This window comes from Rhizobium sp. Nf11,1 (assembly GCF_050587665.1).
In the GTDB taxonomy this organism is placed as follows: domain Bacteria; phylum Pseudomonadota; class Alphaproteobacteria; order Rhizobiales; family Rhizobiaceae; genus Rhizobium.
The window spans coordinates 74,978-87,409 of the sequence record NZ_JBOBHU010000026.1 but is presented as its reverse complement, the minus strand read 5'-3'; the positions used below and the strand labels follow the sequence as shown (position 1 = coordinate 87,409).

The following is a 12,432-nucleotide window of genomic DNA, read 5'->3' as shown; positions in this document are numbered from 1 at the left end:
AAAAGCAGGTGGCGACCCCTGCAGGAATCGAACCTGCGACAACCTGCTTAGAAGGCAGGTGCTCTATCCAGCTGAGCTAAGGGGCCGTCCGGCGGTCACGTTCAAAGAGCGCGACCGAATGCGCCATATGTGGACGAGAAATTTCAATGCGTCCAGGGCTGCGTGCGGGTATAGCGGAAATTATCCGGATAGGCCACAACCTGGCGGGCCGGATCCTTCGGCGCGATGACGCGGTATTCGATGCCGTTGCGCTGGGCGTAGGATTCGGCAAGCGCCTGCGTTTCGAAGGTGAGCTTTACCTGCTGGCGCATGTCACCCGAGGAGGTGTAGCCCATGATCGGATCGATCTTGCGCGGCGACTCCTGATCGAATTCAAGCACCCAGAGATGGGTCTTGGCCTTGCCTGACTGCATGGCGGTCTTAGCAGGACGATAGATCTTGGCAGACATGACTGCGGCATCTCCGAATATGCAGGGACAGAGCGCCCCGCCTTTCATGGTCTCAATCCCGTTGCCGGGCCCTTGCTTCGTCGTTTGCGATAACGCGAAGAGTTGAATTTTGCTTATCCGCGAATCCCCGTTTTTTCAAGAAAAAAGCGGATCGCGACGCCGCCGCCACAGCCACCCCGACGATGCGCCAATGTGTTGGGAAGCAAGGCTTATCGTTAACTCGGGCGCCTCAGCACATTCATCCCTCATGTCGCTGCCATTCCACCTAAATCCCCAGGAATTCCAAGCGATTGCGCAATATTACCAATTGTCTCATGTTGTGATCACAAGGTGATTGCCGCAGCCGACCGCGGGCACTAGTTTGCGGCTCAATCGGCTTCAGTGGATGCACGCATGATGAGACGTTCGACAGAGTTCAATGCCATTATGATAGGAGCTGGCATCACCGCTTTCTTCTATGTCGCTATCAGCTATGCCCAATATATCGGCCTGATCGCCCGCGGCTAAGGCTGATCGTCCTGACGTCCAATTGCGCCTCACAGGTAAATTGAAGGCCGACCGGGATTTTCCTCTTGCGTCCACAGGCCTGGTGAGAAATCTCCGGCCACAGCTGGATTTATGGGTTGCGACGACGAAGTGAACCGTGTATTCCCGCTGCCAATCACGGCACGGAGTGTAGCGCAGTCTGGTAGCGCATCTGGTTTGGGACCAGAGGGTCGGGAGTTCGAATCTCTCCACTCCGACCATTCAATATTCTGATTTCTTGGATTTCTTGTTGGCCACATCGCACCTCGCGAGCTGGTGTGCCGTCACTTCGCCTTCGTCGTCGTGGCGCTCACGATTCTGTCGCCCGGCTTGATTCCGAATTTGCCGACGATGCCGGCATTGAGTTCGACGACGTATTTCACCGGGCTCATCGAATCGATGATCTCGCGTGAATAGGGTTTTGCGTTTTCCTTGATGTGGCGGATCGTGCCGGTGTCGTCGGCAAAGAGCATGTCGAGCGGCAGGATGGTGTTCTCCATCCACATGGCAACGCGCCGTGTTTGCCCGAAATCGAAAATCATGCCGGCGTCATCAGCCATCGACTTGCGAAACATCAGCCCGCGGGCGCGCTGATCACCGGTGGCGGCGACCTCGACGGTAAAATGCAGCATCTTGCCGGCGGCTGTCTGGATGAGCAGTGGCTCCTTTTCGAACCGCATCTCCTCCTCAGCCAAAGCCGGCAGGGCGACCAAGAAAAAAAGCGCCATGACGGCGCTTCTGATCGCATGAAACAGGACGATGCCGCGCATGTCAGTGCGACCGGCTTGCCGGGCTCGGAACGTCGGGATGGATCTCTGCGGCCATCAGGCCCTTTTCGCCATCGCCGAAGCGGACGAGGACCACTTGGCCGGGGCGCAGCTCCGTCAGCCCGAAGCGGCGCAGCGTCTCCATGTGCACAAAAATGTCTTCGGTGCCCTCACCGCGCGTCAGGAAGCCGAAGCCCTTGGTGCGGTTGAACCACTTGACAAGCGCCCGCTCGAGCCCGCTCGTGGCGGTGACCTGCACATGGGTGCGCACCGGCGGCAGCTGCGAAGGATGAATGGCGGTCGACTGATCCATCGACAGGATCTTGAAAGCCTGGTAGCCGCGCTCGCGGCGCTGGACGAGAGCGACGATGCGCGTCCCCTCGAGGATCGTCTGATAGCCGTCGCGACGCAGGCAAGTCACGTGCAGGAGAACATCCTGCATGCCGTTATCAGGCACGATGAAGCCGAAGCCCTTGGCGACGTCGAACCACTTGACGACACCGGTGATTTCAACAAGATCGACCGCTTCCGACGACAGCTCGTCGACATCGGTGTATGCGTTCGATGAAATCCTATCAGCCATTATCGCCAGCCCCTCGAATACGCGTCACACTGTTACGGTTAACTGATTCTTGAAATCAAGATTAACATCTTGGTAACGGATAAGCGCAAGTCCTAGTTTTCGGTTATTCCCAGCTGCACATTTTATAAAGATGACTTGCCCGAAGCTGACCTCGGCTCGCCAAAAAGGCCAGCCCCTATAAAGGAGTAGATAGAATGCGTTATCTTCATACGATGGTTCGCGTCAAAGATCTGGACGCTTCGCTTGCCTTCTATACCACGCTGTTCGGACTGGAGGAGATTCGCCGCCACGAAAACGAGAAGGGCCGCTTTACCCTGGTTTTCCTGGCCGCTCGCGACGATCTCGACCGTGCGCGCAGCGAAAAGGCGCCCTGCCTCGAGCTCACTTACAACTGGGATACGGAGGATTATAGCGGAGGACGCAATTTCGGCCACCTCGCCTATGAGGTGGATGATATTTACGCGATCTGCCAAAAGCTGATGGATAACGGCATTACCATCAACCGGCCGCCGCGCGACGGCAACATGGCCTTCGTGCGCTCGCCCGACGGCATTTCGATCGAAATCCTGCAGAAGGGAAGCCCGCTTCCGGCCGCCGAACCCTGGGCTTCCATGGGCAATACCGGCGCCTGGTAATGGTTTTGGCCGCAAGGCTTTTGCGAAGCTTGCGGCTTTTGCGATTTCGGGTCCGGCCGGCGCCTTGACGCTTGCCGCGATCCGGCCCCGCAGGCAATCTCCCGGTGACTCGAAGCGGAAGATGGCGATATCTCGCCGTTTTCGCATCAACCGGAGACCGATTGCTTGCGTGACCTTGAGATGCGGATGCCCATTACGGGCGCATTGCTGATCGCCACCTCGATGCTGGCGCTTTCCGGCTGCGTATCGAACAAGAAGACGCTCGATTCGGCCGCAGCTGTTCCAGCGACGGCGGCCGCAGCGCCACAGCTTGGCGCAACGGCGCCCGTGAAATCTGCCCCGCGCTCAGTCTATACCGACCCCCGCCTCGTCAATGTCTCCGGCGCCGAGGCCGCGCCACAGGTCGTGGCAGGCGATGCGAATGCCGCCGTCCCGCCGGCCGATCCGGCAATGGTGGCGCCTGCCAATATAGGCGGGCTCGTCATGCAGTCGACACGGATCAATGCGCAGGCGATGAGCATCTTTTCGGATCACCAGCCGCCGCCACAGAACAACAGCACGTCCACCGTCATTCAGCCGCAGGCCTATGCGCCCACGGAAGGAGTGGCCCCTACAAAAAGCAGCGTCTACAGCCAGCCAATCATGCCCTCACAGCCGGCCGCCCCGGTGCTGCCGCAGCAATCGTCCGAAAATTCCGGCACGCAGCCTGCGCCCGTACAAACAGCCTCGCTGGCGATGGGCGGTATCCCCGCCTCGACGACAAACGCGCTCTACAGCGCACCGAAGCAGAACCTGCTCGGCAGTCTTTCCGGCCTTCTGCACAAAGCCGCCCTGCCCGGCATGACGCGTGTTGCGCCGAACGGGCTGCACGTCCAGAACGACAATGTCGAGGTCGGCTGCTTCAAACCGGACCTGCTGAAAGTGATCAAGACGGTCGAAAACCATTTCGGCCGGCCTGTCATCGTCACGTCAGGCTATCGCGACGAAGAACATAACCGCCTGGTCGGTGGGGCTGACGAATCGATGCACAAGAGCTGTGAGGCCGCGGACATTCAGATCGACGGCGTCTCCAATTGGGATATCGCCGCCTATATAAGATCCTTGCCGGATCGCGGCGGGGTCGGCACCTATTGCCACACCGACTCGGTCCACCTCGACACCGGCAAGACCCGGGACTGGAACTGGGGCTGCGGCGGCAAACGGGCACCCTTAACCACCGCAAGAGCGATCTGACATCGTCGACGCGAAGTTCCCTCACCCAACGTCAGCTGGATTTCACCTGCTTCTGGAAGGCTGTACAAGCCTTTGATTCGCCAGTGGTAATTTTAAATAGTACTGCCACTGGAATATCTGTCATTTTTTTGAAAAAAATCGAATTTGCCGCTTGCGGCTTTCGAAGGTGCTGACTATAAGGGCGCCACCACGAAGGAAGCGCCCTTCGTCTATCGGTTAGGACACCAGATTTTCATTCTGGGAAGAGGGGTTCGACTCCCCTAGGGCGTGCCACTTTCTCTCCATACAGAAGCCATCGCATCCGCTTGCAGAAGCTCGCGCGCACGCCTATTTTATCGAGGCTGGCCTGCGCCCTTCGTCTATCGGTTAGGACGACAGATTCTCATTCTGTAAAGAGGGGTTCGACTCCCCTAGGGCGTACCATTTTTCCTAATAAGATCAGATCGATAGCCGCCCCAATTTTCTCCGGAAATATTCGATCAATTATTTTGCCTTTCGGGGGCAGATCGGGGGCAGGTTAAATGGCCCGATCCCCGCCATTTGCACCTTCCATGGAGGCCGCATCACATTACCGTAGCTTAACCCGTAGCACTTTGGACGGCTCGTCATTCAAGGTTTCCCCGCCAAAGTTCTTCAGTGATTATACTTGCGGGTCCGGCCTCCTTGACGGCTACCGGACTATGCGAGCTATCATCGCAACAGTTGCTTTTGGAGGGGCGCATGAAACCAAAAAGTAAAAAGCCGAAGTTCAACACTGAACAAGCCAGGGTCAAGAAGAGGCGGAAGATCGAGCCGAAGGCACCGGGAGATTTTCGCGAAGAAAACTACCGAATATTAAATTCAGGCCTCAGGGCGAAAACAAAAAAGAAGCGCATTCTGATCGATCTAACCGCCGATCTCAGCAAGTACGAGGACACCCGCGAACCGGCTATGCCGGGGAAGACCATCCGAAACGAGTTCAAGAAATACCCTTGGAAAAACTCGTCATACGATACAGTCAAGAGCTAGACCCATGCGGCTATGAGGGCCACGTGGACCTAAGATCCCTCGGAGAAATCCTTACGGGTTCGATCCCGTCACCCGCAGCATTTTCTTGCCGGATTGTGTTCCGATAATTCTCTACAGGGCACCGAATGCGCCGCAAAGCACCTCACGGGCTACGGGAATCATTGACGCACCTGAGCAGGCTCAGATAGTCGGCACAGCCAACTAATTGGACGTGATGACCTCGTATCGCTCTCGATGGGGCGCAACCTCGGCGCCCGCCGCGATAATAATCCACCCGCGCGGACAAATTTCCGCGCAACGTTGGTGCTCGCGAGATCGCCGTTCCGGTTACCGAGTACCTCGATGATCGACGAGAAGCCCTTTAAAGGAGTTCCGGAGCGGCTTCACTGTTGACCTATTTAACGAACAACTTGTGAAACATCGCTGAAGCGGCGACACAACCTATCGACTCTAGATGAACCGTGCACTTAAAGTCTCTGATCTTTAGATTCGGAGAAAATTCTGTGTTCCTCGAAAAGCATTCTCGGTATTTTCGCAAGTTTGAGTTCAGTTTTACTCCTCGTCATACCGGCGCCCCCTACCTTCCATTGGTCGCTGATGCAGACGACTACAGCATCATTGATGCGCTCAAGACCCATATCAAAGCAGAGAAGGCCTTAGAGGTTCAACCGAACGGCGATATCGTGGAACTGATGGAGGTGGAGTACCTTGCTAAGCACGCGGCCCTTGCAATATTGGTGCACCGAGCCAGCCCAAACGCAGCCGACCCGGTGTATAGGAAGAAAGCCCGCAAAGACGCGGACAAAAAATTCACCCTGCGTCAAACAGTCAAAGATGCGGATGAAGAGCAGTCGGTCTCGGCCCACGTGGTGATATCTACCGTGGGCAATCCAAAATCAAAACATCGAGCGGCTCTGGAAGAAATCCCGGGCATCAGCATGGCGGTCGTGCGGCGGCTAATCTCGAACGCTCTCCATGACTACCCTTACAATTTCAAGCGGGCGAAAACGGAGATCGAAACCTACGTCTCGTTCAAGCCGGAAGGGATCAAATCCGAGTCAATGGAGAACGCCTTAAAGTCGGGACACATCAAGTTTGTCACCCTCTCCCGACCAGGAAAACCAGAATTCGTGGATGCTGACGGAATGTTTAAGCCAGAGCAAGAGGTTCTGAAGCTCCGCGTAACGGGAGAAATCGACGCCAAGAACTGGCGTGGTGTTATTTCCAATCTCATGGGAAAGGCCAAAGCCGACGGGTGGGCGGAGTTTAAGGTGGACGTGGGTTTGAACGATGATCGAACACGGACGGTGAAGATCGATAGAGACGAAGAAGCAAAAGAAATTTTATTCATTCGATCGGAGCAAGCTGCCTTCAAAACCGCACTCCCTACGTGTAGCGTTGATATCGTTGATGAGGTCGTTCAAAGAGCCGTAGCCATAGCTAAAATCTAACGAGGAGCAGATGAACATCTTGACCTACCCCTTGGGCTATCTCCGGCTCAAGGACGCGGACGGCCGATACCTCTACCGCCGAAACCTGCTTGCTCTTGTTGCCCTAACGGCAATTGTTAGCGCGCCGTTCATCATCGCTAACGCGAACTTCTTTGGCGACAAAGGATTTCTCGACAGGATTGGCAGTTTCTCAGCCGTTCTTACCGGGTTTTACATTGCGGCGCTTGTCGGCATCGCAAGCTTTTCGACGGCTATTGGCGACCTTGACGAAGAGATCCTAGTCGGCCCCATCTCTCGCGAAGCCGCTAACGGAGAGCCTGAAAATCTGACGAGGCGTCAGTATGTATGCGCGTTGTTCGGCTATCTCTCATTCGTTTCCCTGATCATTTCTCTGGGATCGATACTTTTGATCGTACTCGGCGGAGCCAGTACCGACGTTCTGATGCTGTTCGCAGAGTTTCCACGTCTTGCCGCACTTGCCGATACCATCACCGGGCTTATCCGAGTTGGAGTCGTAATCATATGCTCACTCGTCATATCGCACATGTTCATCACCACATGCCACGGGCTCTACTACATGATTGATCGCCTCTACCACAAAGAGGCTCAGATATTAAAAAAGCCGACAGCCAAGCGGTCAGAAGGCTGAAATCAAAATATGCTACGACTTATTGATTTTGCTAGAGAATTTTAATTAAACCTCCAGTCGGTCTTCGGCGCCACGGCACGGGGCGGCCCATTTGGATAGCACGATAAACTTTTCAAAGCAGGGCCTTTTCTTCTTGTCTCCTTCTCTCTTTGAAGCCCATTTTTCTAAGCTGCAGATTCCACCGTTTCCCACCCCAACAAGTGCTCGTTCTTGTCGAGCCAAGCCTTCCTCTCCGCCCAGTCCGGTAAGAATGGGCCCGACAAGTGTCCAAAACTTCGGCTCGTGATGCCGACGTTCAGGTGGCACATCTCGTGGACGACTGCGTATTCGAGCGCCGGCTTTGGGGCAACGATCAGATGCCAATTGAGGTTGATCTTGCCGATCCTTGGCCGCAGCTGCCCCACATCTGCTTCTGGTCCTTTATCTGCAGACCGCTGGGCTTCAAGCCATGACCCTCGCCGTGTCGGCGGACATATTCTCGGGCATCATCGCGAACCCGGCGCGCCGTTTTAACTGCCGCTGGACGGCGAAGCGAACCGGTCCCAAGATAGTGGGCTCAGGATCCATAGCAGCCACCGTCAACCGTCCGTTGCTACTGACGTGCCAGAGGTCCGGACCATTTTGAGCCGTACACAAAATTATCAAATCGTATGGAAGACAAATGCCCAACAAGGAAGACAGGTATTCGTATCCCCCGCGCGGCATGTCGCGGGAGGTTGCCGCCCGTTACATTGGCGTCGGTGAGACGACGTTCGACAAGCTTGTGGCAGAGGGCCGAATGCCGAAGCCGAAGCGGATAGGCAGCCGGGTGATCTGGGATCGCCACGAGATCGAGGCATGTTTCGAAGACCTTGAAGAAGAGAACAGTCTTCAAAGATTGGTTGACGCATCGAGAGGTGCAAAGACCCACGTAGAGCAAGCGCGAGCGAGACACGAAGCGATGGCTAAATATGGCTTAGACGCTTTCCTGCAGGCATCGCGAAGGTCGACAGTGCCGCAGGAGGATTTGGGGACAGACATACCGGATGGCAGTGTCGATGTCCGCGCAAGCGCGATGACGCGACAACAGCGCCGTGATGAGGCAGATGCTATTCGCCGCGCTCAATTGAAGGCAGCAAAAAAGACCGAGAATTAACGTCGCCGACCTCCGATATACTAAAAAATCTCTCACCTGCGGTTCTGAAATCGCTCTGCATCGCGCCCTTGGCTGGACCTGTTTGCAACAAGTCGCTGTAGACCAAATTATGTGAAGTGGGCCCCTTTTCTGGCCCCCTACCCCGCCCGTCGAAAGACCCGGAGGGCGGGTGGCGGCAGGCAGGCCGCCAGCGCCGGGCGATCACTTGCCATCCGGCTTGCTTGCCCAGCATGCGCGAGACGGCTGCTCTCGTAAAGCGCTCCGATGCTCGATCATGCGCCGGACGTGCTAAACGCATTCTTTGGCCAGCGTCGTGACAAGGTGGCGGCAAATCGCGGGATAGGAAATTGAACGCGCCCCGCCTTGCCATGATCGGTCCAGACGGTTTTGCGCTTGCCGTTTGTGACCGGGGCAGATCCGCATCAACGGTACCCTTAGCGTCGTTACTCTAGCAGAAAAGCCCGTAGCCGCACGGCAATCGGGAGGTTAGGGCGCCGAGGTACGTGTCACCAAGCGCGTTCGACGTGCACTTCCACCGGCCACTGCCGGTGAGCCTCGCCGAGAATAAACGCATCTACAAAGAGGCATGTAGCATCATCTGCCGACATCAACGCTTGGTCCACAAGGTAAGCGATAAGCGTCAGAGTGTGCCCCGCAAGCTCACGGTACTGGCCTTGGTAGACAATCGTTAAGATGTAATCGCAATCCATCAACCGATAATCCTGCTTCTAGAGCCTTGGGGTTCTAGAGCAACGACCATCGCCCCAACGCCCGTGATGCGGCTGTTGGATGGGACCCTTTTTCCACCCCCGCCAACCGGAAGCCCCCGCTCTATCGCTTCCGAAGCGCTCAGATCCAATGGTGAGGCCCTTATGGTAAACCGTCATCAAGCTCTTACACTGAGCTTGCTCGGCGCAAAAAATAGTGATTACCCGCGCTGCCTTCAACGACGTCCGTGACCTTTTATTTCCCCCCCCCGGCTCAGACGAACAATCTCGCCGAGAAGGACGTCTAGGTCTGCCGCGAAGTCGACTTGGACTGCTGTAGGCACGTCTTCGCGGGATCTTATTGGGGAATGGAGATGCATATCGGCAATGTTGCGAAGTGAGGTCTCAAGACGCTGCATTGAAGCCTTGAACGATTTCTGCGATTTGGCGCCGCCATACTGGTTAGCCAATTCGGCAAAGGTAGCGAAACCAAAAACTGGCGGTACATGGTTTATGATCGTGCGGAGAAGCATAGCTGTTGATAGGTGGCATCGGTTTGCCGCCGCAATATTGATTTCACGGCAAAGCTCAATGAGGCGTGCGAAGTCCCAGGGGCCATTGCCGATGGCTTGGAGCGCCAGAACCCGGGTGGGATCGACATAGGATTTGGCAGAAAGTGCTGAATGTGCAGGTATTCGCCACTTTCGCTCGAACGCACGCACCGCAGCACGCACGATCTGAGTAGCCTCTTCAACAGAGGCGTAAGATGGCCCTCCGATAAAACCTCCAGAACCGGTGTTAACGGCATGCAGAAGGTTCAAAGAGTACTCGTTGCCGTGACCAAGTTCTTGATCGATAATCGACTTTGCCTCAATCGCGAGAGCCTTGAACGTTGCCGAGTGGGTTGTCGGAAGAATAAGGCCCGATGTATTTCCCCCATCGACGAACAATGGGAGCAAGGCCGCCATATCGTCCGCAATTCCGGTCAGTTCATCGATCATTGGTGGACTGTAGGACACGCAGCATCGGTGCGAAAGTGACGGCCAGACGGGTGCTGCAATTGCCCACAGGCAAATTCAACTGGTGTTTCGTTCTGCGGAGCGGCTATTACGTAAGTGGTGAGCGGCGGCAGCGGGCTATTAACTGCTCCACGGTCTGTGCAACAGGCAAGGCCATCGTGGTTGGCCTATCGGTTGCCGATCGTCGAAAGCCTATGTGAGAACGCCGTACATTAGGCGATCCAAATGCCAGCTTTCGCGATAGATCTTGAAATCTCTAATAGTGAGGGGCTTATGGTTTCCAACACTTGGGAGTACGTGTGCACCGGCTATCGTTCGGAAATCCCGCTCTAGTCCCGCAGTTTGATAGTGCGCGCTGATGGAAAGGCGAAGCATTTCGTCCGCGATCTTCTCCGCCTCTTCAGAGGTCATCTCGACCTGCAAGAGCAGCGGCAACCTAAACGATTGCCCCGGCGGAACAATGTAGCCGTTCCCGTCTAGTTCTTCGATCCGTGCATGTAGAGCTTCCGTCAGTGGTCGGACGCTGTCTGCAGTAGGGCCAAAGGTAACAACATGCGCGAGCGCTTCGACAGGGAGTTTGCCCGTGTTGCGGACGTTGATGGAGCCCTGCGCGGTGAAATGAAAGCCTTTCTCGCCGTACACACCAGCCGTGCTGGTGATCTCAACGCCTTCTATCAGAAGCCACGGCCGCACGTCGATAAAGGAGGTTTCCCTAGCGTGCTCGATCGCGGCTCGCGTTTGATAGAGCGATACGAACAAGCCTACAAGCCCTAGCCCACCAACCAAAGACGAGGCCAACGTGACCCAGAACATGGCCGCCGCCCACCAAGCCATGGCCTCTTGGGCTTGTAGATCGCGTATCTCCCGGCCCGTCGCTGCCGCGTCGGCGAAGGTCTGGGCCAGTGGCGGATAGCTATCGGCAAATACCGGCAGGGCGGACGCCGCCACTACGATGCATATCCATAAGCGTCGCATGAATTACTCCAGATCATCAGTTGATGATCCGATATAGTCATCGCTGCTTGAGCGAAGCTTCCCGTTTTGGGCAAGGACCGTTTGGACGCTGCCCTTTGCCAAGGATCAGTTAGACCCTGCGCCGCAGCAAAGGATGGCGCACAGCTGGAGCCTTTTGCCGCCCTGCCAACGGAAGGGCGTGCGGGGCAAGCCCCCTGCCTAATTCTCCTCGGGCTTCCGTTCCAGCATGCGAGAGATAGCAATCCTAGCGAAAGGCTTTCCAGTGCTGGATAGGTAACCAGCTTTGGCCAATTCCTCGGCAATGTCGTTTAGCGAACGGCGCTTGCCATTGACCGGGTAGCGGTGAAGCTTCTTGGCCAGTGCAATCATCTCGCTACCGCCTTCCATCTCGCCATAGTTCTTCCGACCCCCCACCTTCTTGCCGGTCTCACGGCGCTTGCGTTCCCGTGCACCTTTCAGCTTTTCGACCAACATCGCTTTCTCAAACTCGGAGACGGCACCAAGCACCTGCCGGATCAAAGTCGCGGTCGGGGTGTCACCAACGAAACTGTCGGGGCTGTCCACGGCGATTAGATCGATACCACGAGCCTTTAGCATTTTGTGTCCGGTCTCTTGCACAATCATGTCGCGGGCAAAGCGGCTGGCGGTCTCGACAAGGATGGTGCGCACACCATTCGATAGCAACCGCTCCAGCATCGAGGAAAAGCCGGGGCGTTCGGTCACGGCATCGGCCCCGGAAACGGCTGCGTCATAGTAGCTGTCCACGATCTCATAACCCGCCGCGTTGGCAAATCCGTCGATGGCCTCGCGTTGTCGCCTCTCGCTATCCTTGTCCGCCCCGACATTGGCTGAACTGGACGTTCTGAGATATGCCACAGCCTTTCTATTTGTTCTGATACTCAAGCCATCCGCCCCTCTATGTGTAACGCTTCCTCAAGCAATTGTTACAACAAGACGCGGACGGAAGCCAGAGGAAGTGATGAATGCTAGTGAATGGTGGCGTTTTCTCGTTCTTCCGCGAGCAGTTCGAGGCGGCGATGACGGAGATCGGCGACGGTGGCTAGAAACCTCGTAACCTCTTTCGGGGCAAACCGAGCCATGAGCGGGCCAACCGAGTCGCAAACCGCAATGATGGCGTCCACGCTTGGCGGCTTCGGACTGGCGGGGGCATGACACGTAATATCCCAAGCGATGCGTAGTGCCTTGACGGCGGTTGCACGGTCGCCACTTTCCTCGGCCAGATCAGCTATCTGCCGCAGATCGGCAACGATGGACTTGCGGTCGACCGCCATGGCG

At 56.2% G+C, this 12,432-nt stretch carries 13 protein-coding genes, 4 tRNA genes and 1 pseudogene; 9 read left to right on the top strand and 9 right to left on the bottom strand.

The annotated features are described in order from the left end of the window. Positions 1 to 9: 9 nt before the first annotated feature. Positions 10 to 86: transfer RNA gene (locus tag ACQ7C1_RS27660), tRNA-Arg, on the bottom strand. Between the two features lie 57 nt (positions 87 to 143). Beyond that, positions 144 to 449 carry an ETC complex I subunit gene (locus ACQ7C1_RS27655; protein ID WP_085778028.1) on the bottom strand — a complete coding sequence of 102 codons (306 nt, stop codon included), beginning with the start codon at positions 447 to 449 and terminating at the stop codon, positions 144 to 146. A 669-nt stretch (positions 450 to 1,118) separates the two neighbouring features. Between ACQ7C1_RS27655 and ACQ7C1_RS27650 the strand changes: the two genes are divergently transcribed. Beyond that, positions 1,119 to 1,195 (top strand) — tRNA-Pro (locus ACQ7C1_RS27650). Positions 1,196 to 1,258: 63 nt separating this feature from the next. Here the strand turns inward: ACQ7C1_RS27650 and ACQ7C1_RS27645 are convergent. Together ACQ7C1_RS27645 and ACQ7C1_RS27640 are read right to left on the bottom strand one after the other, a co-directional pair. After that, positions 1,259 to 1,744 carry a DUF192 domain-containing protein gene (locus tag ACQ7C1_RS27645; RefSeq protein WP_183701004.1) on the bottom strand — a complete coding sequence of 162 codons (486 nt, stop codon included), beginning with the start codon at positions 1,742 to 1,744 and terminating at the stop codon, positions 1,259 to 1,261. A gap of 1 nt (position 1,745) precedes the next feature. Then, positions 1,746 to 2,324: a cold-shock protein gene (locus ACQ7C1_RS27640; RefSeq protein ID WP_064802232.1), complete on the bottom strand. Its 579-nt coding sequence runs from the start codon at positions 2,322 to 2,324 to the stop codon at positions 1,746 to 1,748. A 194-nt stretch (positions 2,325 to 2,518) separates the two neighbouring features. Here ACQ7C1_RS27640 and gloA point away from each other — a divergent pair, with 194 nt between their 5' ends. The 7 genes from gloA (at position 2,519) to ACQ7C1_RS27605 (ending at position 7,300) form a co-directional block, all read left to right on the top strand. After that, positions 2,519 to 2,959 carry a lactoylglutathione lyase gene (gloA, locus tag ACQ7C1_RS27635; protein ID WP_085778026.1) on the top strand — a complete coding sequence of 147 codons (441 nt, stop codon included), beginning with the start codon at positions 2,519 to 2,521 and terminating at the stop codon, positions 2,957 to 2,959. Positions 2,960 to 3,124: 165 nt separating this feature from the next. Next, positions 3,125 to 4,192 carry a D-Ala-D-Ala carboxypeptidase family metallohydrolase gene (locus tag ACQ7C1_RS27630; protein WP_430960562.1) on the top strand — a complete coding sequence of 356 codons (1,068 nt, stop codon included), beginning with the start codon at positions 3,125 to 3,127 and terminating at the stop codon, positions 4,190 to 4,192. A 198-nt stretch (positions 4,193 to 4,390) separates the two neighbouring features. Beyond that, positions 4,391 to 4,465: transfer RNA gene (locus ACQ7C1_RS27625), tRNA-Glu, on the top strand. 75 nt (positions 4,466 to 4,540) lie between these two features. Further along, a tRNA-Glu gene (locus ACQ7C1_RS27620) sits at positions 4,541 to 4,615 on the top strand. Between the two features lie 297 nt (positions 4,616 to 4,912). Beyond that, positions 4,913 to 5,200 (top strand): hypothetical protein, encoded by a 288-nt coding sequence (locus ACQ7C1_RS27615; RefSeq protein ID WP_221124158.1) that lies wholly within the window; start codon positions 4,913 to 4,915, stop codon positions 5,198 to 5,200. Between the two features lie 503 nt (positions 5,201 to 5,703). Then, complete coding sequence (locus ACQ7C1_RS27610; RefSeq protein WP_221124159.1) at positions 5,704 to 6,651, top strand: hypothetical protein; 948 nt, start codon at positions 5,704 to 5,706, stop codon at positions 6,649 to 6,651. Between the two features lie 10 nt (positions 6,652 to 6,661). After that, positions 6,662 to 7,300: a hypothetical protein gene (locus ACQ7C1_RS27605; RefSeq protein ID WP_221124160.1), complete on the top strand. Its 639-nt coding sequence runs from the start codon at positions 6,662 to 6,664 to the stop codon at positions 7,298 to 7,300. Positions 7,301 to 7,464: 164 nt separating this feature from the next. Here ACQ7C1_RS27605 and ACQ7C1_RS27600 read toward each other — a convergent pair whose 3' ends face one another. Further along, positions 7,465 to 7,704, bottom strand: a complete 240-nt coding sequence (locus ACQ7C1_RS27600; RefSeq protein ID WP_311044585.1) for a M48 metallopeptidase family protein — start codon at positions 7,702 to 7,704, stop codon at positions 7,465 to 7,467. Between the two features lie 257 nt (positions 7,705 to 7,961). Here ACQ7C1_RS27600 and ACQ7C1_RS27595 point away from each other — a divergent pair. After that, positions 7,962 to 8,130 (top strand): annotated as a pseudogene (locus ACQ7C1_RS27595) (helix-turn-helix transcriptional regulator); the annotation flags it as partial. A 1,248-nt stretch (positions 8,131 to 9,378) separates the two neighbouring features. Here the strand turns inward: ACQ7C1_RS27595 and ACQ7C1_RS27590 are convergent. From ACQ7C1_RS27590 to ACQ7C1_RS27575, 4 genes are all read right to left on the bottom strand, one after another. Beyond that, positions 9,379 to 10,143, bottom strand: coding sequence for a hypothetical protein (locus ACQ7C1_RS27590; protein ID WP_430960561.1), 765 nt, complete (start codon positions 10,141 to 10,143; stop codon positions 9,379 to 9,381). Positions 10,144 to 10,353: 210 nt separating this feature from the next. Next, on the bottom strand, positions 10,354 to 11,136 hold the full coding sequence (locus ACQ7C1_RS27585; RefSeq protein ID WP_221124162.1) for a hypothetical protein: 783 nt from the start codon (positions 11,134 to 11,136) through the stop codon (positions 10,354 to 10,356). Between the two features lie 198 nt (positions 11,137 to 11,334). Next, positions 11,335 to 12,039, bottom strand: a complete 705-nt coding sequence (locus ACQ7C1_RS27580; RefSeq protein WP_221124163.1) for a recombinase family protein — start codon at positions 12,037 to 12,039, stop codon at positions 11,335 to 11,337. A gap of 83 nt (positions 12,040 to 12,122) precedes the next feature. Continuing rightward, positions 12,123 to 12,428, bottom strand: a complete 306-nt coding sequence (locus ACQ7C1_RS27575) for a hypothetical protein (protein ID WP_221124164.1) — start codon at positions 12,426 to 12,428, stop codon at positions 12,123 to 12,125. Positions 12,429 to 12,432 lie beyond the last annotated feature (4 nt).

Coding starts and splice junctions, on each gene's coding strand:
- ACQ7C1_RS27655 (WP_085778028.1), bottom strand. CDS start 449: ATGTCTGCCAAGATCTATCGTCCTGCTAAGACCGCCATGCAGTCAGGC.
- ACQ7C1_RS27645 (WP_183701004.1), bottom strand. CDS start 1,744: ATGCGCGGCATCGTCCTGTTTCATGCGATCAGAAGCGCCGTCATGGCG.
- ACQ7C1_RS27585 (WP_221124162.1), bottom strand. CDS start 11,136: ATGCGACGCTTATGGATATGCATCGTAGTGGCGGCGTCCGCCCTGCCG.
- ACQ7C1_RS27640 (WP_064802232.1), bottom strand. CDS start 2,324: ATGGCTGATAGGATTTCATCGAACGCATACACCGATGTCGACGAGCTG.
- gloA (WP_085778026.1), top strand. CDS start 2,519: ATGCGTTATCTTCATACGATGGTTCGCGTCAAAGATCTGGACGCTTCG.
- ACQ7C1_RS27605 (WP_221124160.1), top strand. CDS start 6,662: ATGAACATCTTGACCTACCCCTTGGGCTATCTCCGGCTCAAGGACGCG.
- ACQ7C1_RS27615 (WP_221124158.1), top strand. CDS start 4,913: ATGAAACCAAAAAGTAAAAAGCCGAAGTTCAACACTGAACAAGCCAGG.
- ACQ7C1_RS27590 (WP_430960561.1), bottom strand. CDS start 10,143: ATGATCGATGAACTGACCGGAATTGCGGACGATATGGCGGCCTTGCTC.
- ACQ7C1_RS27575 (WP_221124164.1), bottom strand. CDS start 12,428: ATGGCGGTCGACCGCAAGTCCATCGTTGCCGATCTGCGGCAGATAGCT.